General features: G+C 30.9%; 21 protein-coding genes and 1 pseudogene. 18 read left to right on the top strand and 4 right to left on the bottom strand.

Going from position 1 to position 24110, the window contains the following annotated elements; all coding sequences use genetic code 11:
- The first annotated feature begins 97 nt into the window (after positions 1 to 97).
- From HMPREF2561_RS03555 to HMPREF2561_RS03535, 5 genes are all read left to right on the top strand, one after another.
- Positions 98 to 400, top strand: coding sequence for a YerC/YecD family TrpR-related protein (locus HMPREF2561_RS03555; RefSeq protein WP_017175247.1), 303 nt, complete (start codon positions 98 to 100; stop codon positions 398 to 400).
- A gap of 159 nt (positions 401 to 559) precedes the next feature.
- Positions 560 to 1252, top strand: coding sequence for a heptaprenylglyceryl phosphate synthase (locus HMPREF2561_RS03550; RefSeq protein WP_017175246.1), 693 nt, complete (start codon positions 560 to 562; stop codon positions 1250 to 1252).
- Positions 1252 to 3444 carry a DNA helicase PcrA gene (gene pcrA, locus HMPREF2561_RS03545; protein WP_037541687.1) on the top strand — a complete coding sequence of 731 codons (2193 nt, stop codon included), beginning with the start codon at positions 1252 to 1254 and terminating at the stop codon, positions 3442 to 3444. Before HMPREF2561_RS03550 ends, pcrA begins: the two co-directional genes overlap by 1 nt.
- Positions 3445 to 3447: 3 nt before the next feature.
- Complete coding sequence (gene ligA, locus HMPREF2561_RS03540; RefSeq protein WP_017175244.1) at positions 3448 to 5451, top strand: NAD-dependent DNA ligase LigA; 2004 nt, start codon at positions 3448 to 3450, stop codon at positions 5449 to 5451.
- 11 nt (positions 5452 to 5462) lie between these two features.
- Complete coding sequence (locus HMPREF2561_RS03535; protein WP_017175243.1) at positions 5463 to 6662, top strand: CamS family sex pheromone protein; 1200 nt, start codon at positions 5463 to 5465, stop codon at positions 6660 to 6662.
- Between the two features lie 59 nt (positions 6663 to 6721).
- On the opposite strand, the gene putP is transcribed toward HMPREF2561_RS03535, so the two are convergent.
- The gene (putP, locus tag HMPREF2561_RS03530; RefSeq protein ID WP_017175242.1) at positions 6722 to 8260 is read right to left on the bottom strand and encodes a sodium/proline symporter PutP; all 1539 of its coding nucleotides are present in this window, start codon (positions 8258 to 8260) and stop codon (positions 6722 to 6724) included.
- A 421-nt stretch (positions 8261 to 8681) separates the two neighbouring features.
- Between putP and gatC the strand changes: the two genes are divergently transcribed.
- The 7 genes from gatC to dinB all read left to right on the top strand — a co-directional run bounded on the left by gatC (position 8682) and on the right by dinB (position 16474).
- Positions 8682 to 8984 (top strand): Asp-tRNA(Asn)/Glu-tRNA(Gln) amidotransferase subunit GatC, encoded by a 303-nt coding sequence (gatC, locus tag HMPREF2561_RS03525; protein WP_002450027.1) that lies wholly within the window; start codon positions 8682 to 8684, stop codon positions 8982 to 8984.
- Between the two features lies 1 nt (position 8985).
- Positions 8986 to 10443 carry an Asp-tRNA(Asn)/Glu-tRNA(Gln) amidotransferase subunit GatA gene (gene gatA, locus HMPREF2561_RS03520; RefSeq protein WP_048761656.1) on the top strand — a complete coding sequence of 486 codons (1458 nt, stop codon included), beginning with the start codon at positions 8986 to 8988 and terminating at the stop codon, positions 10441 to 10443.
- A gap of 12 nt (positions 10444 to 10455) precedes the next feature.
- On the top strand, positions 10456 to 11883 hold the full coding sequence (gatB, locus tag HMPREF2561_RS03515; protein WP_017175240.1) for an Asp-tRNA(Asn)/Glu-tRNA(Gln) amidotransferase subunit GatB: 1428 nt from the start codon (positions 10456 to 10458) through the stop codon (positions 11881 to 11883).
- Between the two features lie 313 nt (positions 11884 to 12196).
- Entirely contained in the window at positions 12197 to 13117 is a 921-nt protein-coding gene (locus HMPREF2561_RS03510) for a diacylglycerol kinase (protein WP_048761651.1), read from the top strand.
- Positions 13118 to 13248: 131 nt separating this feature from the next.
- On the top strand, positions 13249 to 14610 hold the full coding sequence (gene rlmD, locus HMPREF2561_RS03505) for a 23S rRNA (uracil(1939)-C(5))-methyltransferase RlmD (protein ID WP_070468361.1): 1362 nt from the start codon (positions 13249 to 13251) through the stop codon (positions 14608 to 14610).
- Positions 14611 to 14746: 136 nt separating this feature from the next.
- A complete protein-coding gene (locus tag HMPREF2561_RS03500) occupies positions 14747 to 15295 on the top strand; it encodes a DUF3267 domain-containing protein (protein ID WP_017175237.1) in 549 nt (182 codons plus the stop codon).
- 108 nt (positions 15296 to 15403) lie between these two features.
- On the top strand, positions 15404 to 16474 hold the full coding sequence (gene dinB / locus HMPREF2561_RS03495) for a DNA polymerase IV (RefSeq protein ID WP_070468342.1): 1071 nt from the start codon (positions 15404 to 15406) through the stop codon (positions 16472 to 16474).
- A gap of 27 nt (positions 16475 to 16501) precedes the next feature.
- On the opposite strand, the gene HMPREF2561_RS03490 is transcribed toward dinB, so the two are convergent.
- Complete coding sequence (locus HMPREF2561_RS03490) at positions 16502 to 17059, bottom strand: 3'-5' exonuclease (RefSeq protein WP_017175235.1); 558 nt, start codon at positions 17057 to 17059, stop codon at positions 16502 to 16504.
- A gap of 239 nt (positions 17060 to 17298) precedes the next feature.
- Between HMPREF2561_RS03490 and HMPREF2561_RS03485 the strand changes: the two genes are divergently transcribed.
- Positions 17299 to 18609, top strand: a complete 1311-nt coding sequence (locus tag HMPREF2561_RS03485) for a lipid II isoglutaminyl synthase subunit MurT (protein ID WP_049415628.1) — start codon at positions 17299 to 17301, stop codon at positions 18607 to 18609.
- Positions 18610 to 18611: 2 nt separating this feature from the next.
- Entirely contained in the window at positions 18612 to 19331 is a 720-nt protein-coding gene (locus HMPREF2561_RS03480) for a lipid II isoglutaminyl synthase subunit GatD (protein WP_017175233.1), read from the top strand.
- Between the two features lie 45 nt (positions 19332 to 19376).
- Here HMPREF2561_RS03480 and HMPREF2561_RS03475 read toward each other — a convergent pair whose 3' ends face one another.
- Entirely contained in the window at positions 19377 to 20366 is a 990-nt protein-coding gene (locus tag HMPREF2561_RS03475; RefSeq protein WP_017175232.1) for an FUSC family protein, read from the bottom strand.
- A 173-nt stretch (positions 20367 to 20539) separates the two neighbouring features.
- Here HMPREF2561_RS03475 and map point away from each other — a divergent pair, with 173 nt between their 5' ends.
- Positions 20540 to 21292: a type I methionyl aminopeptidase gene (gene map / locus HMPREF2561_RS03470; RefSeq protein WP_049382583.1), complete on the top strand. Its 753-nt coding sequence runs from the start codon at positions 20540 to 20542 to the stop codon at positions 21290 to 21292.
- Positions 21293 to 21546: 254 nt separating this feature from the next.
- Here map and HMPREF2561_RS10965 read toward each other — a convergent pair.
- Positions 21547 to 21639 (bottom strand): annotated as a pseudogene (locus HMPREF2561_RS10965) (hypothetical protein); the annotation flags it as partial.
- Positions 21640 to 21969: 330 nt separating this feature from the next.
- Between HMPREF2561_RS10965 and HMPREF2561_RS03465 the strand changes: the two are divergent.
- From HMPREF2561_RS03465 to HMPREF2561_RS03455, 3 genes are read left to right on the top strand one after another with little or no spacing between them, the layout of a single operon-like run.
- Positions 21970 to 22356, top strand: coding sequence for a hypothetical protein (locus HMPREF2561_RS03465; protein ID WP_017175230.1), 387 nt, complete (start codon positions 21970 to 21972; stop codon positions 22354 to 22356).
- Positions 22357 to 22377: 21 nt separating this feature from the next.
- Entirely contained in the window at positions 22378 to 23079 is a 702-nt protein-coding gene (liaF, locus tag HMPREF2561_RS03460; protein WP_017175229.1) for a cell wall-active antibiotics response protein VraT, read from the top strand.
- A complete protein-coding gene (locus tag HMPREF2561_RS03455) occupies positions 23076 to 24110 on the top strand; it encodes a sensor histidine kinase VraS (protein ID WP_017175228.1) in 1035 nt (344 codons plus the stop codon). The genes liaF and HMPREF2561_RS03455 overlap by 4 nt, the downstream gene beginning before the upstream one ends.

Genomic DNA, 24110 nt, shown 5'->3' with positions numbered 1-24110 from the left:
ATATAGTTTTAGTATTTTCAATTGAAATAACTACACTTTAATTAATTAATGCGTTAAAATATAGTTATATTTAATTTGAAAATAGGGGTTGCTTGAGATGCAAATTGAAAAATTAAGAGGAGAAGCATTGGATGAATTATTTGATGCTATCTTAACACTTAAAGATAGAGAAGAATGTTATCAATTCTTTGATGATTTATGTACAGTCAATGAAATTCAATCTTTATCTCAAAGACTTCAAGTTGCTAAAATGATAAAGCAAGGTTTTACTTATGCAACTATAGAAAAGAAATCTGGTGCATCAACAGCTACGATATCTAGAGTTAAACGCTCACTGCAATGGGGTAATGATGCGTATACAATGATTTTAGATAGATTAAATGTTGAAACAAAAGAATAAATAAAGAGAGACAATTGCTTAGCTAAAAATAGCAATTGTCTCTTTTTTGTGAATATAATTTTTACAATTTATACTAGTATAAACTTAGTGTATTGATTTAGAATTGCAAAGGTAAAAATGCTATAATTTAGTGTATGTTAAAAGAAGGAGTTATGGATAATGTATGACATTAGAAAGTGGCAGCATGTATTTAAACTTGATCCTGCCAAAGAGATTAGCGACGAAAATTTAGAAGCCTTATGTATGTCAGATACTGATGCCATCATGATTGGTGGGACAGACGATGTAACTGAAGATAATGTCATTCATCTTATGAGTAGAGTTAGAAGATATCCATTACCTTTAGTACTAGAGGTTTCAAATTTAGATAGCGTAATGCCTGGCTTTGACTTTTATTTTATACCTTCAATATTAAATAGTAATGATGTGACGTATCATAATGGTTTGCTTCATAAAGCATTAAAACAATATGGTCATATGATTAATTTTGAAGAAGTGATGCTTGAAGGGTATGTCGTTCTTAATCCAGATAGTAAAGTAGCCAAACTGACACAATCAAATACTCAGTTAGATGTTGAAGATATTGAAGCTTATGCTCAACTCGTTGAAGAAATGTATAAGTTGCCAATTTTGTATTTAGAATATAGTGGTACATATGGAGATAAAGATATTGTAAAAGCCGCTTCCCAAATGTTAACCCATACACAATTATTTTATGGTGGCGGTATTAGTTCTTTAACTGAAGCTAAAGAAATGAAAAACTATGCCGATACAATTATTGTAGGTAATATTATATACTCAGATATTAAAAAAGCTTTAAAAACTGTAAAAATAAAGAAGGAGTCGAAATAATGAATGCTCTAGTAAGTAATATGAATAAAGAACAAAGTGAAGCAGTTAGAACGACAGAAGGTCCTCTGCTTATCATGGCTGGCGCAGGTTCAGGTAAAACAAGGGTGTTAACACATCGCATAGCCTACTTATTAGATGAAAAAGATGTGTCTCCGTATAACATTTTAGCTATTACCTTTACTAATAAAGCTGCAAAAGAAATGAAAGAGCGTGTGGAACACTTGGTTGGTGAAGAAGCTCAAGTGATTTGGATGTCAACGTTCCATTCAATGTGTGTAAAGATTTTAAGAAGAGATGCAGATCGTATTGGAATTGAACGCAACTTTACCATTATTGATCCAACTGATCAAAAATCTGTAATTAAAGATGTACTTAAAAATGAAAATATTGATAGTAAACGTTTTGAACCGAGAATGTTTATTGGTGCCATCAGTAATTTAAAAAATGAATTGAAAACGCCCGAAGATGCGATGAAAGAAGCAAATGATTTTCATTCACAAATGGTTGCAACAGTATATAGTGGATATCAACGTCAACTGTCTAGAAATGAAGCATTGGATTTTGATGATTTAATCATGAAAACGATTCGTTTATTTGAACGTGTACCAGATGCATTAGAATACTATCAAAATAAATTTCAATACATCCATGTAGATGAGTATCAAGATACAAATAAAGCACAATATACACTTGTTAAATTACTTGCAAGTAAATTTAAAAATTTATGTGTTGTAGGTGATTCTGATCAATCAATATATGGATGGCGTGGTGCAGATATTCAAAATATATTATCTTTCGAGGAAGACTATCCTGAAGCAAAGACCATTTTCCTAGAACAAAATTATCGATCAACAAAAACCATTTTAACAGCTGCAAATGAAGTGATTAAACATAATACTGAACGGAAGCCTAAAGGGTTATGGACTGCAAATAATGGTGGAGAAAAGATTAAATATTATGAAGCGATGACTGAACGTGACGAAGCAGAATATGTAGTTCGTGAAATTATTAAACATCGTAAGTCTGGAAAAGACTATAATGATATGGCAATTTTGTATCGAACAAATGCACAATCACGTGTGTTAGAAGAAACATTTATGAAATCAAATATTCCTTATACGATGGTTGGAGGCCAAAAGTTCTATGATCGTAAAGAAATCAAAGATCTATTAAGTTATTTAAGAATAGTAGCAAATAGTAATGATGATATTAGTCTTCAAAGAATTATTAATGTTCCTAAAAGAGGGATAGGACCATCATCAGTTGATAAAATTCAACGATATGCACTAGATAACAATATTAGTATGTTTGATGCATTAGGAGAAGTGGATTTTATAGGGCTCTCTAAAAAAGTAACTCAAGAATGTATACAATTTTATGAAATGGTTCAAAACTTAATTAAAGAACAAGAATTTTTAGAAATTAGTGAGATTGTTGAGGAAATACTTGAAAAATCAGGATATCGTCAAATGTTAGAACATGAACAAACAATTGAATCACGTAGTCGTCTTGAAAATATTGATGAATTTATGTCTGTACCTAAAGACTATGAAAAAGATACACCTTTAGAAGAACAATCATTGATTAACTTTTTAACTGATTTATCACTTGTCGCAGATATTGATGAAGCACAAATTGATAGTGGTGTAACGTTAATGACCATGCATTCTGCAAAGGGATTAGAGTTCCCAATTGTATTCTTAATGGGTATGGAAGAATCACTTTTCCCTCATATTAGAGCAATTAAAAGTGATGACGAACATGAGATGGAAGAAGAAAGACGAATTTGTTATGTAGCCATCACACGTGCAGAAGAAGTGTTATATATTACACATGCAACTTCTCGTATGTTATTTGGACGTTCACAAGCAAATCTACCATCACGCTTCTTAAAAGAAATTCCTGAAGAATTATTAGAAACACCAGCAAAATCAAAACGACAAACAATCACTTCTAAGTCAACTACATCGTCAAAACGTGGTTTTAGTAAACGTACGACTTCTACTAAAAAACAAGTATCTGCTTCAGATTGGAAGGTAGGAGATAAAGTGACACATAAATCATGGGGCGAAGGTATGGTGAGTAATGTAAGTGAAAAAAATGGCTCTGTTGAATTAGATATTATATTTAAATCTGAAGGTCCTAAGCGTTTATTAGCTCAATTTGCGCCTATCGAAAAAAAGGAGGATTAGTAAATGGATAACATTCAAAATCGTGTCAATGAACTGCATGATTTATTAAATCAATATAGTTACGAATATTATATAAAAGATAATCCTTCTGTACCTGATAGTGAATATGACAAATTATTACGTGAATTAATTGACATTGAAAATGCACATCCTGAACTAAAAACTGACGATTCTCCAACAGTTAGGGTTGGTGGAGAAGCTCAATCATCATTTGAAAAAGTAAATCACGAAACACCTATGCTTAGTTTAGGTAATGCTTTTAATGAAGAAGAACTAAGACGTTTTGATGAACGTATTCGAGAACATATTGGTAAAGTGGAATATATGTGTGAGCTAAAAATTGATGGTTTAGCAGTTTCTTTAAAGTATGAAGATGGACGATTTGTGCAGGGATTAACGCGAGGAGATGGTACCACAGGAGAAGATATTACAGAAAATCTACGTACTATTCATGCGATTCCTCTTAAAATTAAAGAACCTTTAAATGTCGAAGTTCGTGGAGAAGCATATATGCCACGTCGTTCCTTTATGAGATTGAATGATGAGAGAGAAAAAAATGAAGAACAACCATTTGCTAATCCACGTAATGCAGCAGCAGGTTCTTTAAGACAATTAGATCCTAAATTAGCTGCTAAACGTAAACTAAGTGTCTTTTTATATAGTGTAAATGATTTTACAGATTTTAACGCTACTACTCAAAGTGATGCATTAGATGAATTAGATCGTTTAGGTTTTAAAACTAATCATGAACGTGCACGCGTAGAAGATATAGAGGGTGTACTAGAATATATTAAAAAGTGGACTAAACAACGTGAACAGTTATCTTATGATATTGATGGAATTGTTATTAAAGTGAATGATCTTGATCAACAAGACGAAATGGGATTTACTCAAAAATCTCCACGTTGGGCAATAGCTTATAAGTTTCCAGCCGAAGAAGTTGTCACAGAACTTAAAGATATTGAATTAAGTATAGGACGTACTGGCGTCGTTACACCGACAGCCATTTTAGAACCTATTCGTGTTGCGGGTACTACAGTTTCAAGAGCATCGCTTCATAATGAAGATTTAATTAAAGAACGTGATATTAGAATCGGTGATAGCGTTATAGTGAAAAAAGCTGGAGATATTATTCCTGAAGTCGTAAGAAGTATTATTGACCGTCGTCCAAATGATGCAAAACCATACCGTATGCCAACGCATTGTCCAAGTTGTGGTCATGAATTAGTGCGTATTGAAGGAGAGGTTGCGCTTAGATGTATCAATCCAAAATGCCAAGCTCAACTTGTGGAAGGATTGATTCATTTTGTTTCTCGACAAGCGATGAATATAGACGGACTAGGAAATAAAATTATTCAGCAACTGTATCATCATCAACTTATTAAAGATGTAGGTGATATTTTCTATTTAACTAAAGAAGATTTATTGCCTTTAGAACGAATGGGTACAAAAAAAGTAGAAAACTTATTAAGCGCTATTGAACATGCAAAACAAAATTCTTTAGAACATTTATTATTTGGTTTAGGTATACGACATCTTGGCGCCAAAGCAAGTCAAATTTTAGCAGAGAAATTTGAAACCATGGATCGTTTACTTAAAGTAACAGAAGAAGAACTGATAGCGATTCATGATATTGGAGATAAATTAGCACAATCTGTAGTAACGTATCTAGATAATGAGGATATTAAAGCACTTATTGAAAAATTAAAAGATAAAAATGTCAACATGACATATAAAGGTGTTAAATCCTCTGAAATTGAAGGACATCCAGAATTTCAAAATAAGACTATTGTTCTTACTGGAAAATTACAACAAATGACACGTAAAGAAGCAACAACATGGTTAGAAATGCAAGGTGCTAAAGTAACAAGTAGTGTAACTAAAAGTACAGATTTAGTAATAGCTGGTGAAGATGCTGGCTCAAAATTGTCTAAAGCTGAACAATTTGGTACAGAAATATGGTCCGAATCACAATTTATTGAAAAACAAAATGAAATATCAGAATAGAGGAGAACGTAATGAAGCGGTTATTATTATTAGTTATAACGTCGCTTATGATATTGACAGCGTGTGGCAATGGGAATGATAAAAATAGTCAGTCAAATAATAAGCAACAAGAACAAAATTCAAATAATGTAAAAACAGTTGCCACTGATCAAGAAGTTCAAGGAGATAATTATCGTACAATCTTACCATTTAAAGAAAGCCAAGCTCGTGGAGTATTACAAGATAATATGGCTAATAGCTATAACGGTGAAGATTTCGAAAATGGTTTATTACATCTAAGTAAGTCTGTATTTCCAACTGATAATTTTTTATATCAAGATGGGCAGTATTTAGACAAAAATACAGTTAACGCATATTTAAATCCCAAGTATTCTAAAGACGAAATTGATAATATGAGTGAAAGTGAAAAGGAATCAAAAAAAGCTACTGAAAATTTAGGTCTTAATCCATCACATGATGGAGAAACTAAACCAGAAAAAATAGCAGAAAGTTCTCCTGCTTATTTATCTAATATCTTAGAACAAGATTTTTATGATACAAATGATACAAAAGGAAAAACAATTAAAGGCATAACAATTGGTCTTGCTATGAATAGTGTCTATTATTATCAAAAAGAAAAAGATGGAGAAACATATAGCAAATCGCTAGATAATAAAGAAATTGAAAAACAAGGTAAAGCAATGGCTCAAGAGTTACTTACACGCCTTAGAGCAAATAAAGATTTGAAAAATATTCCAATTCACTTTGCAATATATGTTCAATCGAGTCAAGATGCAATTACGCCAGGACACTTTATTGCTAATACTACTGTTGATGACAAACAAACTAAAATTAATAAATGGAATAAAATTGATGAGATTTCAGCACTTTTACCTTCAACAGAAGCAGAAAAATATGACAAAAATCTAAATAATAATTTTAAGCAATTTAATGATGATCTTCAATCTTATTTCTCTAATTTTACTCAAGCAATTGGAAAAGTGAAATTTGTAGATAAGAAACCTAATAAACTAGTGATTGATTTGCCAATCGATTACTATGGTCAAGCTGAAACAATAGGAATTACACAATATGTAACAGAACAAGCTAAGAAATATTTTGATAATATAGATAGTTACGAAATTCGTATAAAAGATGGTAACAATTCAAGAGCACTTATTAGTAAAACAAAAGATGACAAAGACCCACAAGTCCATATTTATAGTAATTAATCAAAAAGAGGTTGTGACACGTCGTGTCACAGCCTCTTTTTGATATTCAATAAATTAATTTATTTTTCGCGAACAATGGTTTTAACTTGATTTAACTGTTGTTCAATAGAATAGTTTGATTTATAGGTGAAGATGCTAACAAGGTATGTAACGATTACACTACTAATAAAACCAGGTATAATTTCATACATACCAAATAGTTCATTAATATTAGCAAGTGGTTTAACCCAGACAATCCAAATAATGACTACGAGAGCTCCAGCAATCATACCACTTATCGCACCCGCACGTGTTAGTTTTTTCCAATATAAAGAAAAAAGAACAAGTGGACTAAACGCTGCACCAAAACCAGCCCAAGCATTTCCGACTAGGTTTAATATAGTGTCATTAGGAGACCAAGCAATAGCAAGAGCTACAATGGCCACAGCTAACACAGATAATCTGCCTACAAGTACAAATTCTTTTTGATGTGACTGAGCATGTTCTTCACCGCGAATGAGCTTATAGAAATCTTCTGTAAGTGAGCTTGAAGTCACTAATAATTGTGAAGAAATTGTACTCATAATAGCAGCTAGAATGGCAGCAAGTAAGAATCCACCTACTAAAGGATGGAAAAGAACTTGGCTCATTATAATAAATAATGTTTCTGGATCGTCCATTTTAATATGATTTTTCGAAATAAAAGCAATTCCAGTTAACCCTACACCCACAGCTCCAAGTAAACCTACAATCATCCAACTTATTCCTAAGCGTCGTGCTTTAGGTAAAAGTTTGTGAGATTTAATAGACATAAATCGTACAATAATATGAGGCTGACCAAAATAACCTAATCCCCATGCAAATAATGAAATCATACCTAAAAAAGTAGTGCCTCTAAATAAATCCATATTAGTTGGTTTCATTTCAGCTACTTGATGGAATGTATCCCATCCACTAAGTTGTATCAAAGCAACTATTGGTACCATTACCATTGCGATAAGCATGATAACCCCTTGGAAAAAGTCAGTAATAGAAACAGCTAAATATCCTCCGAAAAAGGTATATAAAATGACAATAATTGCGACTGAAATAAGTCCCCAATGATAATTTAATCCAAATGCGCTTTCGAATAATTTACCTCCAGAAACGAAGCCAGAGTGCGTATATAAAGTGAAAAAAATAACAATAATAAGACCAGAAATAATTTTAATGATATTATGTTTATCATTAAGACGATTTTTGAAAAAATCAGGGAGCGTAATTGCATCTCCAGCAACTTCTGTATATACTCTAAGCCTTGGTGCAACAACTAGATAGTTAACATAGGCACCAATAGTTAAACCAATCGTAATCCATATTGCCGATAAACCTGTGCTATAAACTGACCCTGGAAGTCCCATAATCATCCAACCACTCATATCTGAAGCACCGGCTGATAAAGCAGTAATATATGGGCCTATATTTCTCCCACCTAACATATACTCACTTAAATTGCCGGTTGCCTGTTTATAACCATAGTAACCAATCACTAGCAGAATAATAAAATAGATTGCAATCATAATATAAGTCTGCCAGCTTGTGTTAGCATGAGTACCTAAATTTGCACCTAATACAAACATTGTAATTACCCCCTTTAAAACTTTTAAATTTATATTTTTCAACAACATTGTACTGAAAAAAGAAATGACGATTTTTAAATTAGTTACATGTAATATTATACAATGATATTTATAGATTAGAGAAGTAAAATTTTATCTATAAATAACAGTTTATTTCAATATAATGATAAGCGTTAACAAGAATTATAGTATAGATAAAAAATAATTCATTTTATTATATAACGTTAATATAAATAAATTATTAATAGAAATTAATGTATATTTATAGATAACTATATAAATGAGTTACATAAGAAAGTTATTTTAATACTTAACTTTGCTAAGAATAGTTAATACACTGAGTATAATAAATATTTAGATTTTTAACTGAAAATTTGATACAATTTTATGATGAATGAGTAATAAGGAGGCTTTTTTAATAATGACTAAAGTTACACGCGAAGAAGTTGAACATATAGCACATTTAGCAAGACTTCAAATTTCTCCTGAAGAAACTGAAGAAATGGCTAATACACTTGAAAGTATCTTAGATTTTGCAAAGCAAAATGATTCAGCAGATACTGAAGGTGTGGAACCAACATATCATGTCTTAGATTTACAAAATGTGTTACGTGATGATAAAGCAATCGAGGGTATTCCTCAAGAACTTGCATTAAAAAATGCGAAAGAAACAGAAGACGGTCAATTTAAAGTACCAGCTATCATGAATGAGGAGGACGCTTAAGATGAGTATTCGTTATGAATCTGTTGAAACACTTTCAGAAATGATTAAGAGTAAAAAAATTAAACCTTCTGAAGTAGTTAAAGATATTTATGATGCTATTGAAGAAACAGATCCAACAATTAAATCATTTTTAGCTTTGGATAAAGAAAATGCAATTAAAAAAGCTAAAGAATTAGATGAGTTACAAGCTAAAGATCAATTTGAAGGTAAATTATTTGGAATCCCAATGGGAATTAAAGATAATATTATCACTAAAGATGTCGAAACAACTTGTGCAAGTAAAATGTTAGAAGGTTTTGTACCGATTTATGAATCAACAGTGATGAATAAATTACATCAAGAAAATGCAGTGTTAATCGGCAAATTAAATATGGATGAATTTGCAATGGGTGGTTCTACAGAAACATCTTATTTCAAAAAAACTGTCAATCCATTCGATCATCAAGCAGTTCCAGGAGGATCTTCTGGAGGTTCAGCTGCAGCAGTAGCAGCAGGACTAGTACCATTTAGTTTAGGGTCTGATACTGGTGGATCAATCAGACAACCAGCTGCATATTGTGGTGTAGTAGGTATGAAACCTACATATGGCCGTGTATCACGTTTTGGTTTAGTTGCTTTTGCATCTTCATTAGATCAAATTGGGCCAATCACTCGTAATGTTAAAGATAATGCGATGGTATTAGAAGCAATTGCAGGTGCAGACAAAAATGACTCTACAAGTGCACCGGTTGAAGACGTTGATTTTACTTCTGAAATTGGTAAAGATATCAAAGGTCTTAAAATTGCACTTCCTAAAGAATACTTAGGAGAAGGTGTTAGTGAGGAAGTAAAAACCTCTGTAAAACAAGCAGTAGAAACATTAAAGTCACTTGGTGCAGAAGTTGATGAAGTATCATTACCAAACACTAAATATGGTATTCCTTCTTATTATGTAATTGCATCATCTGAAGCATCTGCAAACTTAGCACGTTTCGATGGTATTCGTTATGGCTATCATTCAAAAGAAGCGCAAACATTAGAAGAATTATACAAAATGTCTCGTTCTGAAGGCTTTGGAGACGAAGTTAAACGTCGTATCTTCTTAGGTACATTCGCATTAAGTTCTGGTTATTATGATGCATTTTATAATAAATCTCAAAAAGTTAGAACATTAATTAAAAATGACTTCGATAAAGTATTCGAAAATTATGATGTTGTTGTAGGACCTACAGCTCCAACAACAGCGTTTAATTTAGGCGAAGAAATTGATGATCCTTTAACAATGTATGCAAATGACTTATTAACTACGCCTGTTAACTTAGCTGGTTTACCTGGCATTTCTGTGCCATGTGGCCAATCAAACGGACGTCCAATAGGTTTACAATTTATTGGTAAACCATTTGATGAGAAAACATTATATCGTGTGGCATATCAATATGAAACACAATTTAACTTACACGACGCATACGAAAAATTATAAGGAGTGGAAATAATGCATTTTGAAACAGTTATCGGACTTGAAGTTCACGTTGAATTAAAAACAGACTCAAAAATGTTCTCTCCATCACCAGCGCATTTTGGGGCTGAACCTAACTCAAACACTAATGTTATTGATTTAGCTTATCCGGGTGTCTTACCTGTTGTAAATAGAAGAGCAGTAGATTGGGCGATGCGTGCGTCAATGGCTCTAAACATGGACATTGCTACAAATTCTAAATTTGATCGCAAAAACTATTTTTATCCAGATAATCCGAAAGCATATCAAATTTCTCAATTTGATCAACCAATTGGTGAAAATGGATATATTGATATTGAAGTTGATGGTGAAACGAAACGTATTGGTATTACTCGTCTTCATATGGAAGAAGATGCTGGTAAATCAACTCATAAAGATGGTTACTCTTTAGTAGACTTAAACCGTCAAGGTACACCATTAATAGAGATTGTATCTGAACCAGATATTCGTTCTCCTAAAGAAGCATATGCTTATTTAGAAAAATTACGTTCAATTATCCAATATACTGGTGTATCTGATTGTAAAATGGAAGAAGGTTCACTACGTTGTGACGCTAATATCTCATTACGTCCTTACGGTCAAAAAGAATTCGGTACTAAAACTGAATTGAAAAATCTAAACTCATTTAACTATGTTAGAAAAGGTTTAGAATACGAAGAAAAACGTCAAGAAGAAGAATTATTAAACGGTGGTACGATTGGTCAAGAAACACGTCGTTTTGATGAATCTACTGGTAAAACTATTTTAATGCGAGTTAAAGAAGGTTCTGATGATTATCGTTACTTCCCAGAACCAGATATTGTACCTTTATATGTCGATGATGAGTGGAAAGAACGTGTGCGACAAACCATTCCAGAATTGCCTGACGAACGTAAAGCTAAATATGTTAATGAACTAGGCTTACCTGAATATGATGCACATGTATTAACCCTTACTAAAGAAATGTCTGATTTCTTTGAAGGTGCGATTGAACATGGCGCAGATGTTAAACTAACATCTAACTGGTTGATGGGTGGCGTTAATGAATATCTTAATAAAAATCAAGTAGATTTAGAAGATACAAAATTAACTCCTGAAAATCTTGCTGGAATGATTAAGCTTATTGAAGATGGAACAATGAGTAGTAAAATTGCCAAAAAAGTATTCCCAGAATTAGCTGAAAATGGTGGAGATGCTAAACAAATTATGGAAGATAAAGGTTTAGTTCAAATCTCAGATGAAGCTACACTATTAAAATTTGTTAATGAAGCTTTAGATAATAATCCACAATCTGTTGAAGATTATAAAAATGGTAAAGGCAAAGCTATGGGCTTCTTAGTGGGTCAAATTATGAAAGCTTCAAAAGGTCAAGCTAATCCTCAAAAAGTCAATCAATTATTAAAACAAGAATTGGATAAAAGATAATAGCTCATCTCATATGAGGTATTAAATATAAGTTTAAGATAAACTGTTCACAAAGTGTTTGAGATTGTGAACAGTTTTTTATTCATATTTCTAAAGAAAAGGATATTGGATTTCAATAGGATAGATAAGCAAAGTATTTAGTTTGTTCCTAGTGTCAAAAGAATGAGATATTCTTTACTTCGGTTAGTTTATTACAACAATTGTACAACAAAATGATACCTACAAAAATTTAAAAGAATGGGTATAAATACTTTTAACTCATTCATAAATCATTTAATATAGTGTTATGTAATAAAAAGTAGAGGGATAACTTATGAGAAAACGAGCAAGAATCATTTATAATCCAACTTCTGGAAAGGAGCTATTTAAACGCACTTTACCAGATGTTTTAATAAAATTAGAACGTGCAGGTTATGAAACAAGTGCTTATGCAACTGAACGAGAAGGAGATGCTACACTTGAAGCGGAACGTGCACTTGAACAAAACTATGATATTATTATAGCCGCTGGCGGTGATGGCACTTTAAATGAAGTTGTAAATGGAATTGCTGAACAACCCAATAGACCTAAATTAGGTATTATACCTATGGGTACAGTGAATGATTTTGGACGAGCTTTACATTTACCAAATGATATTATGGGTGCAGTAGATGTTATTATTAAAGGTCATACGACAAAAGTAGATATTGGAAAAATGAATAACCGATATTTTATAAATTTAGCTGCTGGAGGTAAGCTCACGCAAGTATCCTATGAAACACCTAGTCGCTTAAAATCTATTGTTGGACCTTTTGCATATTATATAAAAGGTTTCGAAATGTTGCCGCAAATGAAGGCAGTCGATTTGAGAATTGAATATGATAATGAGGTATTCCAAGGAGAAGCACTATTATTCTTACTAGGGCTTACCAATTCAATGGCAGGCTTTGAAAAACTTGTACCTGATGCTAAGTTAGATGATGGGTATTATACTTTAATTATCGTTGAGAAAGCAAACTTAGCTGAATTAGGCCATATCATGACATTAGCTTCTAGAGGTGAACATACCAAACATCCTAAAGTAATATATAAAAAAGCAAAATCAATTAATATTTCATCATTTACAGATATGCAATTAAATGTAGATGGAGAATATGGTGGTAAATTACCTGCAAACTTTTTAAATTTAAAACAGCATATTGAAGTTTGTACGCCTAAAGATATTTATAATGATGAGCTATCTGAAAATCATTAAAGTATTTAAGAATTAAACGAATTAGGGAAAATGAAATAAGAAGTTAAAAAGAGGTTATCTATAATTTCTGGTTTGAAAAGGTAAGAAGTTATACGTACCTCTTTTTCATATGGAGTGAAAAAATAATAGTGATGATTAATAAAAATGATGTAATAAAAGGAAAAGTGATAGATTTAACGCATGAAGGACATGGTGTGATTAAATTAGATCGTTATCCTATTTTTGTTCCTAATGTGTTAATTGATGAAGAAGTAGAGTTTAAGGTAATTAAAGTAAAGAAAAACTTTGCTATTGGTAAACTATTAAAAGTACTAAAACAAAGTGAGCAAAGAGTAACACCTCCTTGTATATATTATGAGAAATGTGGAGGATGCCAGTTACAACATATGTCTTATGAATCTCAGCTAAAAATGAAAAAACAACAAGTTGTTAATTTATTTCATAAAAAGGCGAAATTAGAGGAAACAGTGATTCACGATACTATTGGTATGAATCATCCATGGCGGTATAGAAATAAATCCCAGCTTCCTGTAGGTAAAGATAAAAATAATAAAACGATAATGGGATATTATCGTCAAAGAAGTCATGACATCATTGATATGGATAGTTGCTTAATTCAAGATGAAAAACAACAAGAACTAATGAATGATATAAAACAGTGGTTAAATGAATTGAATGTAAGCATTTATAATGAAAAAAATAAAAAAGGGTTATTACGTCATGTAGTCATTCGAACAAGTCATTATACAAATGAAGTTATGATTATATTTGTAACAAATGGTTCTAAATTTAAAGAAGCTGAAACGCTAGTACATAGACTAACAGAGGTATATCCTGACATAACAAGTATTAAACAAAATATTAATAATTCACATTCAAATGTCATAATGGGTAAGCAATCGATGACTTTATATGGAAAAGATAAAATTACAGATAAGTTAAGTGAAACTATTTTTGAAATTAGTGATCAATCGTTTTATCAAATTAATTCTGTTCAAACAGAAAAATTATATCAGAAAGCTATTGACTATGCTCAATTAAGTGGAAATGAAATTGTTTTAGATACATATTGTGGTATAGGAACGATTGGGCTTTACATGGCACCAGTGACTAAACATGTATATGGTGTCGAAATTGTGCCATCAGCTATTGAAGATGCCAAGCAAAATGCTTTAATTAATCATTTTGATAATACAACGTTCGAATGTGGTAAAGCAGAAGAAGTGATAATTGAATGGAAACAAAAAGGAATAGAACCTGATGTTATCATGGTCGATCCTCCACGAAAAGGATGCGATCAAGTCTTTATAGAAACATTATTAGAGTTAGCCCCTAAGCGCATTATCTATATTTCATGTAATCCTTCAACACAACAAAGAGATGCTCAACTTTTAGCTAATCTATATCATTTAAAAGAAATAACACCAGTCGATATGTTTCCACATACAACACATATTGAAACTGTGGCCTTATTCGAAAGAAAAACAGTGTAATTAAATTAAAGTAAATGAGGAGAAGTTTATTAAAATAAGATTACAAAGGGTTTAAGTTATTTATAATCGCTTTCATTCTAACACTTCTACATGTATACTATGAAAGAGTTTTAGTGAAATGAGTGGAGGTTGACAGATGCACAAAATTGATTTATCACACAATCGAATCAAAATATCAAAATTACTTACCATTCAAGTTGTTATGATGTTATTTGCAATTTTATTTACATATAAGTGGGCAGTTAATTATGTTGATATTATTGAACAACGTTTTTTGACAAATGTCATTTATGGAATACTTGGTTTTATTGGAGTATTAATTATTCACGAATTAATACATAAATGTTTATTTTTTATCTTTTCTAAAGGACAGAAACCACAATTTAAATATAAAAATGGAATTTTGCTCATTTATTTGTCATCTAAATACTTTAATAAATGGCAATTTTGTGCAGTCATGCTTGCACCATTAGTAATCATTACAATAGGGTTAATGATTTCATTTTACCACTTTGCTTACTCTTCTATTATATTTATATCAAGCATACACATCGGATATTGTTTGATTGATATATATCTAGCAGGTATAACAATTATTAACAAATTTAAATATATTCGTTCTACTGATGAAGGTATCTTTATGTATCATCATTTGCCTATATCTATAAATAATGACTATGAATAAACATCTGCATAAGTCTTAATATTATTATAAATGCATTTATAAAGTGTTTTCTTTTAGGGTGCAGTATAATAGTATTGAGGCTTATTTTATTTAAAAAGGAGTGAGACAATGACAGAAAGGAGAATCGTTCATATTGATATGGATTGTTTCTACGCTCAGGTAGAAATGAGAGATAATCCTAAATTACAAGGAAAACCTGTCATTGTAGGTGGAAAAGCAAGTCATCGAGGAGTCGTTTCAACCGCTTCATATGAAGCACGTAAATATGGTGTTCATTCAGCAATGCCTATGTCGCAAGCACATAAACTATGTCCAAATGGGTACTATGTTAGAGCAAGATTTGATGTATATCGTGAAGTTTCAAGTAAGATAATGGAAATTTTTAAACAGTATACTGAAATTGTAGAACCTTTAGCACTAGATGAAGCGTATTTAGATATTACTCATTTAGTTAAACCTCATCGATCAGCATCAAAAATTGCTTCAAACATACGTAAAGATATCTTCAATAAAACAGGTTTAACGTCTTCTGCTGGTGTTTCTTATAATAAATATTTAGCTAAATTAGCTAGTGGAATGAATAAGCCTAATGGAATGATGGTTATTCATTATCAGAATGTGCATGACATACTAATGAACTTAGATATAGGTGATTTTCCAGGCGTTGGAAAAGCTTCTAAAAAAATCATGCATGAACATGATATTTATACTGGTAAAGATTTATATAGCAAATCGGAATTTGAATTGATTCGCTGGTTTGGAAAAAAAGGACGAGGACTTTATCAAAAAGCAAGAGGCATTGATGATAGTGAAGTAAAAGTAAGTAGGATTCGTAAGTCAGTAGGAACCGAACGTACTTTTTCAACAGATATTAATGATGATAAAGAGATTCTACAAAAAATATGGGAACTTTCTCGTAAAACAACTGAACGATTAACTCAATTGCAAAAGTCTGGCACAACAGTTACTGTCAAAATTAAAACGCATCGCTTTGAAACTTATTCTAAACAAAGAAGTTTGAGAGAAGCGGTAAGTAAAGACATTGATATTTATAATATAGCTTATGATTTATATCATGAATTAAAAGACCCTGATGTACCTATCAGATTAATTGGTGTTACAGTAGGTCATCTAGAGCAATCAACATATCAAAATATGACCATTTATGATTTCATTTAAAGATAGAAATAGATAAGATGTTTTAAATTATCTATTTCTATCTTTTAAATTTTTACCATGAAATTGAAGCACACTTTGTAAGCTATCATAGTGTTTTAATAATCTATAAGTAATCATTGCGCAAGCTTTTGCGTCATTCAGGGCATCATGATGGCCATGAAAATTTAAGTTGTAATGGTTCATTAGATGTTTTAATCCATATCGATAAGCTTTGATCGTACGTCTAGCAAGTTGATATGAGCAGAAATAGGTAAGTGAGGGAACAGCTATGTTTAAATGTTTTAAGCTTTGATGTAATACACCCATATCAAAAGCAGCATTATGTGCCACTACGGGTAATTGATTTATAAATTGCAACATATATGGAAAGACTTCTTTAAAATCTGGCGCACCTTTAACATCCTCAGGATGAATACCATGAACATGAATATTTGTTTCCGAAAAATAGTCATGAGGATTAACAAGCGTGTAAAACGTTTCGACTATTTCGTTATCTACTACTTTTACCATGCCAACAGAACAAATACTTGTTCTTTTTTTATTTGCAGTTTCAAAATCCAAAGCTATAAATGAATTTTTAAGCATTCTATATTCCTTTCTAAATATTTAAAATGAATTATTCACAGTTTAACAGAAAGTACGATTTAAATATAAATAATTGCTTTTTTCATAATCTATAGATAACAGAGTAAAAAATAGATACGGAATTTAAAGGGAAAAAGTTATAATTAGAAGTGTATTTTGTTACTTTTAATTGAGAATATTTTTTGTTACTTTAGATACATGATATAATTACTCGAGTGAATTATGCGAGGAGGAAAGACATGAGACAATGGACAGCAACACACTTGGCTAAACTAGCACGCAAGATAAGTATCGCAGCAGGAAAAAAAGGAACTGATTTACCAGGTCAAATTGCTCGCAAAGTAGATCAAAATATTTTACGAAAGTTAGCTTCACAAGTTGATGATATTGTTTTTATCAGTGGAACAAATGGTAAAACAACAACTTCCAATTTGATTGGGCACACTTTAAAAGCAAATAATATTGAAATTATACATAATAATGAAGGTGCTAACATGGCTGCTGGAATTACTTCGGCATTCATCATGAAAAATGTAAAAGATATTAAAGTAGCGGTCATTGAAATTGATGAGGGTTCAATTCCAAAAGTATTAAAAGAAGTTACACCTTCAATGATGGTATTTACTAATTTCTTTCGTGACCAAATGGATCGATTTGGTGAAATTGATATTATGGTTAATAATATTGCAAAATCAATTAGTAATAAAGGAATTAAATTAATTTTAAATGCCGATGATCCATTTGTAAGTCGTTTGAAAATAGCGAGTGATACAATTGTATATTACGGAATGAAAGCCCATGCACATGAATTTGAACAAAGTACTATGAATGAAAGTAAATATTGTCCGAATTGTGGTAGATTATTAACTTATGATTATACCCATTATAATCAATTAGGACATTATCATTGTGAATGTGGATTTAAGCGTGAAACACCTAAATATGAAGTTTCACAATTTGAGGTGCAACCATTTATTGATATGGATGTGAACGATGCGCACTTTGAAATGAAAATTGCTGGTGATTTTAATGCTTTTAATGCACTTGCTGCATATTCAGTATTAAAAGAGTTAGGCTTAAATAATGATGCAATTCGTAAAGGATTTAAAACATACACTTCAAATAATGGTCGAATGCAATACTTTAAGCGTGGTCAAAAAGAAGCAATGATTAATTTAGCTAAAAATCCTGCTGGCATGAATGTGAGTCTATCAGTCGGAGATCAACTTAAAGAAAAAAAAGTATATGTTATCAGTCTGAATGATAATGCTGCTGATGGCAGAGATACATCTTGGATTTACGATGCGGATTTTGAAAAGTTACGTAATCAAAATATAGAAAAAATTATTGTAACGGGTACAAGAGCAGAAGAATTACAACTTAGACTGAAATTAGCTGAAGTAGATGTTCCAATTATTTTAGAGAAAGATATTTATAAAGCTACAGCTTTAACTATGAATTATGCAGGCTTTACAGTAGCGATTCCAAATTATACATCACTTTCACCTATGTTAGAACAACTTAATCGCTCATTTGCAGGAGGACGTTAGATATGTACGAATTAACAGTTTTTCATTTTATGTCGGACAAATTAAATTTATATAGTGATATAGGAAATATTATTGCTTTAAAACAGAGAGCAAAAAAACGCAATATTAATTTAAAAGTTATCGAAATTAATGAAACTGAGGGAGTTACATTAGAAAATTGCGATATTTTCTTTATTGGTGGGGGTAGTGATAGAGAACAAAGTATCGCTACTAAAGAGTTAAGTAAAATTAAAACTATATTAAAAGATGCAATAGAAGATGGAATGCCAGGTTTAACCATTTGTGGTGGATATCAATTTTTAGGTACTAAATATATTACTCCTGATGGTACAGAGTTAGAAGGACTTGGAATTTTAGACTTTTATACAAAGTCAAAAACAGATCGTTTAACAGGAGATATCGTAATTAAAAGTGATACATTTGGAACAATAGTAGGTTTTGAAAATCACGGTGGTCGTACATATCATAACTTTGATACATTAGGTCATGTAGTAACCGGGTATGGTAATAATGATGATGATAAAAAAGAAGGTATACATTATAAAAACTTATTAGGAACTTACCTACATGGGCCTATATTACCGAAAAATCATGAACTTACTGATTATTTATTAGAGAAGGCATGTGAACGTAAAGGAATTCCATTTACACCAAAACAATTAGATAACACTGAAGAAGAAGCGGCGAAATATGTTATTATTGAACGTTCAGAAAAAGAATAAAAACGTTGGATGACTTGAATTATTTCAATTCATCCAACGTTTTTTTTATGCTTTAACAAATCGATTATCTAGTAAATTGTAGATAAGTAAAATTTCATAAATAACGTGACTCTTAATTTGATTCTTATCGAATTCTTCTAGTATTTTGACTGAAGATTTTAAAGTAGATATAGATTTAGATTCTCTTTTAAAAACTCCATCTAAAGGGATATTGTTGATACTATTACTAATTTTTATAATTGCCATTTTTTCCTCAGTAGTAAAACAAATATTTACGTTTTTTGGTAAATAAATAATATTTGATAAATGTGTAGCAAGAAGTCTATCAATATATGCTCTATTTGACATATCTTTTAATTGTTTCCATTTATCTTCGTTATTTTTATGATAGCGTAATTCATCTCGTTGATAATTCATTAAAGTATCTGTTTTTTTATTCATATCAGATAAGGTTGCTAATGATGTATTACTATTATCTGAATCAAATTTTCCTAATAATAATTCATGACATCTAGAAGCGAATAGTTCATACAAATTATTTTCTGAATGAATTAAGTTCTCTTCGATTTGATGATAATATTTAGGCGGTAATACGAAAAAATTTACTAATCCAGCAGTTACTAGACCAATTAAAGCTGTTAAAAGTCTTGAGAAAAAATTAAAAAGATAGGCTTCATGAATACCAGGTATCATAGCAACTGAAGTTAATACTGCAACAGTTGTACCAACTTGGAGATTTAATTTCGTACACGCTAAAATAGTAAAAATAGCACTAAAGGTGTAAGTAAATGGAGATTGATCGCCGAAAATATACGTAAAAATAACTGCAAACAATGCACCAATGACGGTAGCAGGAAGTCGACGATAACCTTTTCGTAAAGAAGCTTTAGCAGTTGGTTCGATCGAAACAATTGCTGTTAAAATTGCAAATATAGGAGTTAAGTTTAATAGTAAACAAAATAAAGTTGTTAGAAAAGTAGCTAGCCCCGTTTTTATTGTTCTAGCGCCTATAATATGTTTATACCATTGATTCATATTGTTAAATCCTCTCAAAGAACGAACGTGATGATTATAATGTTAGAATAAGTTTAATATCAAGTTTGATGTAGTGAGACATCAAGTCAGTAGATATTACATTTCTTATTTAGTATATCAAAAAATTTTTGGTATAATAAGGTGGAATATTTTTTAAAAAGGAACGGGATAATATGATTGTAAAAACAGATGAAGAATTACAAGCGTTAAAAGAAATAGGATATATATGTGCAAAAGTGCGAGATACAATGCAAGAAGCAACTAAACCTGGGATTACTACAAAAGAATTAGACAATATCGCTAAAGAATTATTTGAAGAACATGGTGCAATCTCAGCACCTATTCATGATGAAAAATTCCCAGGTCAAACTTGTATTAGTGTTAATGAAGAAGTCGCTCATGGAATACCTGGTAAACGTATTATTCGTGAAGGGGACTTAGTTAATATAGATGTTTCAGCATTAAAAAATGGATATTATGCAGATACTGGCATTTCTTTTGTAGTAGGAGAAGCGGATAACCCTTTAAAACAAAAAGTATGTGATGTAGCACTTGAAGCATTTGATGCAGCAATGGCTAAAGTAAAACCAGGTACAAAACTAAGTAATATTGGTAAAGCGGTACATGCTACAGCACGTAAAAATGATTTAACTGTTATTAAAAATTTAACAGGTCATGGTGTAGGACAATCTTTACATGAAGCGCCAAGTCATGTTATGAATTATTATGATCCTAAAGATAAGACGCTTTTAAAAGAAGGCGTAGTCATTGCAGTAGAACCTTTTATTTCATCTAAAGCAACATTTGTTACTGAAGGCAAAAATGACTGGGCATTTGAAACTAAAGATAAAAGCTTTGTGGCCCAAATTGAGCATACTGTCATTGTTACGAAAGATGGTCCGATGTTAACAACAAAAATTGATTAAGAAAAATGAAGTTGAAAAGAAGTCATTTTGATGTCGTCGTCCCATACTGATAATGATTCCCCAACATAGAGATGTTCCATAAAGAACGTCTCTATGTTGGGATTCAGCGTCTCTGATGATGTTGAAAAAACTTGTGATAAAATGTATTTTCAAGAATTGTTAGTATATTAAAAAGAGTCCGGAACATAAAGTTTCTGGATAAGTGAAAAAAGACAATTTCTATGCCTAAGACAACAATGATGTCTTAGGCTTTTTTATGACCAACGTTGTTCTACTTTGCCAAATTTCCAAATAAGAGTGGACATAAAACATGTAATCAAAAATAAAGCTACCAAAATATAGCTTAATTAGTCAAAGTGAATCGACTGAACAATATTACAAAATACTCATTTTACTGAAACACCTAAAAGAACAGACTTTAAAAACACAACACCAAATAATAAATAGTTAGTATCAGCGATAAATGAAAAACTAAATTCGAACATGTGAAGTAAAATAATGTTTAAAATATATGGACACCATCTTAAATCACTCTTCTTAATGGTATTCAACTCATATCCTTATTTTTAAATTAAAATTAATCGTACTTAAGTATGAGAAGAAAATGGTTCCTAGGACTATATTAAGTAAGATTTCACTCATTTATAATAAAGTTTAGTAAACAACGAGGTGGTTCTATGAATTATTTAGATTTATATTTACAACACTTTTTAAAAATAATTATAAAAAATAATATTAATGATTATCGTTCATTATTAGATGATAAGCTTCAGAGTATGGAACGATATATAAAATATTTAAAAAATAAAAAAGAAAAAATCAATACTTTAATTGACAGTTTATCTGCTACACTAGAGAATAAGTATATTGATATGATAAATATGTACAATATAAAGAATGCTCAGGAAGTTCATAATAATGAAATAGATTTATTAAAACAACGATTAGATAAATTTGAAGCATATTATGCCAAAATTGAAGCTAGTATTCATCGTTGTACGAAAGAACGTATTGCTGCAGAAGAACAATATGCAATAATTGAACAAATGAGTTATGTAGCTTAATTAAAATCAGGAGGCGACACATTGACACGTAAATATATATCTACTGAATTATTAATTATTTTTACAGCGCTAATGATTATCGCTAACTTTTATTACATCTTTTTTGAAAAAATTGGATATTTATTTATTTTATTATTAGGATGTATATTAATTTATGTAGGGTACCTTTACTTTCATAAAGTAAGAGGGTTATTGGCGTTTTGGATAGGAGCACTACTCATAGCGTTTACCTTGTTATCCAACAAATATACGATTATTATTTTATTTATATTTTTAGTAATAATCATTATTAGATACTTAGTTTTTAAATTTAAACCTTTGAAGATTGTGGCCTCGGAAGAAGAAGTGACCTCTCCTCAATTTATTAAACAACGTTGGCTAGGTGAACAACGTACTCCAGTATATGTATATAAATGGGAAGATGTGCAAATTCAACATGGGGTTGGAGATATTCATATTGATATGACAAAAGCAGCAAACATCAAAGAAAATAATACGATTGTAGTTAGACATATTTTAGGTAAAGTACAACTGATTGTTCCAGTTAATTATAATATTAATCTTCACATGGCATCATTTTATGGTACCGCTTATATAAATGGAGAAGCATATAAAGTAGAAAATAATCATGTCCAAGTAGAAGAAAAACCGAAAGAAGAAAATTATAGTGTAAATATATATGTATCAACATTTATTGGTGATGTTGAGGTGATTTATCGATGAATCACTATTTAAGAGCAATAGGATCCATGCTTATTTTAGTGTATAGCATGCTAACTGCGTTTTTATTTATAGATAAAGTTTTTGTAAATATTATATATTTTCAAGGAATGTTCTATACTCAAATATTTGGTATACCTGTGTTTCTATTTCTTAATTTAGTGATTATTTTACTTTGTATTATCGTTGGCTCTGTATTAGCTTATAAAATAAATCAGCAAAATGATTGGATAAAGAATCAAATTGAACACGCCATTGAAGGTGAAACGGTAGGTATTAATGATAAAAACATAGAACTATATAATGAAACAATTGATATTTATCAAATGTTAGTGCCTTTAAATCAAGAATTACAGCGATTAAGAATCAAAACTCAAAATTTAACAAATGAAAACTACAATATGAATGACATTAAAGTAAAAAAAATTATAGAAGATGAGCGTCAGCGTTTAGCAAGGGAATTACACGATTCAGTAAGTCAACAACTTTTCGCAGCAAGTATGATGTTATCAGCGATAAAAGAAACAGAACTAGAACCACCCCTTAACCAACAAATTCCAGTACTTGAGAAAATGATACAAGAATCTCAATTAGAGATGCGAGCGCTGTTACTACATTTGCGACCTTTAGGACTCAAGGATAAATCATTAGGGGAAGGTATTAAAGATTTAGTCATTGATTTACAAAAGAAAGTACCTATGAAAGTCATTTATGATATACAAGATTTTAAAGTGCCTAAAGGAATTGAAGATCATCTATTTCGAATTACACAAGAGGCAATTTCAAATACATTAAGACATTCTGATGGAACTAAAGTGACAGTCGAATTATTTAATCATCAAGATTATTTATTATTAAGAATTCAAGATAATGGTAAAGGCTTTAACGTAGATGAAAAAGTAGAACAAAGTTATGGATTGAAAAATATGAGAGAACGTGCATTAGAAATAGGTGCAACGTTTCATATCGTATCTCTACCAGATTCAGGAACTAGAATAGAGGTAAAAGCACCTTTAACGAAAGAGGAGGGTTAA

The organism is Staphylococcus sp. HMSC069E10 (assembly GCF_001809205.1).
Taxonomy (GTDB): Bacteria; Bacillota; Bacilli; order Staphylococcales; family Staphylococcaceae; genus Staphylococcus; species Staphylococcus hominis.
This window is presented reverse-complemented; position numbering and strand designations above follow the sequence as displayed.

Bases quoted from the DNA above. Each gene is read 5' to 3' on its own strand.
- gatC (WP_002450027.1), top strand. From the start codon at position 8,682: ATGACTAAAGTTACACGCGAAGAAGTTGAACATATAGCACATTTAGCA.
- HMPREF2561_RS03535 (WP_017175243.1), top strand. From the start codon at position 5,463: ATGAAGCGGTTATTATTATTAGTTATAACGTCGCTTATGATATTGACA.
- HMPREF2561_RS03455 (WP_017175228.1), top strand. From the start codon at position 23,076: ATGAATCACTATTTAAGAGCAATAGGATCCATGCTTATTTTAGTGTAT.
- HMPREF2561_RS03475 (WP_017175232.1), bottom strand. From the start codon at position 20,366: ATGAATCAATGGTATAAACATATTATAGGCGCTAGAACAATAAAAACG.
- pcrA (WP_037541687.1), top strand. From the start codon at position 1,252: ATGAATGCTCTAGTAAGTAATATGAATAAAGAACAAAGTGAAGCAGTT.
- HMPREF2561_RS03500 (WP_017175237.1), top strand. From the start codon at position 14,747: ATGCACAAAATTGATTTATCACACAATCGAATCAAAATATCAAAATTA.
- putP (WP_017175242.1), bottom strand. From the start codon at position 8,260: ATGTTTGTATTAGGTGCAAATTTAGGTACTCATGCTAACACAAGCTGG.
- gatB (WP_017175240.1), top strand. From the start codon at position 10,456: ATGCATTTTGAAACAGTTATCGGACTTGAAGTTCACGTTGAATTAAAA.
- dinB (WP_070468342.1), top strand. From the start codon at position 15,404: ATGACAGAAAGGAGAATCGTTCATATTGATATGGATTGTTTCTACGCT.
- HMPREF2561_RS03485 (WP_049415628.1), top strand. From the start codon at position 17,299: ATGAGACAATGGACAGCAACACACTTGGCTAAACTAGCACGCAAGATA.
- HMPREF2561_RS03555 (WP_017175247.1), top strand. From the start codon at position 98: ATGCAAATTGAAAAATTAAGAGGAGAAGCATTGGATGAATTATTTGAT.
- map (WP_049382583.1), top strand. From the start codon at position 20,540: ATGATTGTAAAAACAGATGAAGAATTACAAGCGTTAAAAGAAATAGGA.
- HMPREF2561_RS03550 (WP_017175246.1), top strand. From the start codon at position 560: ATGTATGACATTAGAAAGTGGCAGCATGTATTTAAACTTGATCCTGCC.
- ligA (WP_017175244.1), top strand. From the start codon at position 3,448: ATGGATAACATTCAAAATCGTGTCAATGAACTGCATGATTTATTAAAT.
- HMPREF2561_RS03480 (WP_017175233.1), top strand. From the start codon at position 18,612: ATGTACGAATTAACAGTTTTTCATTTTATGTCGGACAAATTAAATTTA.
- HMPREF2561_RS03510 (WP_048761651.1), top strand. From the start codon at position 12,197: ATGAGAAAACGAGCAAGAATCATTTATAATCCAACTTCTGGAAAGGAG.
- HMPREF2561_RS03490 (WP_017175235.1), bottom strand. From the start codon at position 17,059: ATGCTTAAAAATTCATTTATAGCTTTGGATTTTGAAACTGCAAATAAA.
- gatA (WP_048761656.1), top strand. From the start codon at position 8,986: ATGAGTATTCGTTATGAATCTGTTGAAACACTTTCAGAAATGATTAAG.
- HMPREF2561_RS03465 (WP_017175230.1), top strand. From the start codon at position 21,970: ATGAATTATTTAGATTTATATTTACAACACTTTTTAAAAATAATTATA.
- rlmD (WP_070468361.1), top strand. From the start codon at position 13,249: ATGATTAATAAAAATGATGTAATAAAAGGAAAAGTGATAGATTTAACG.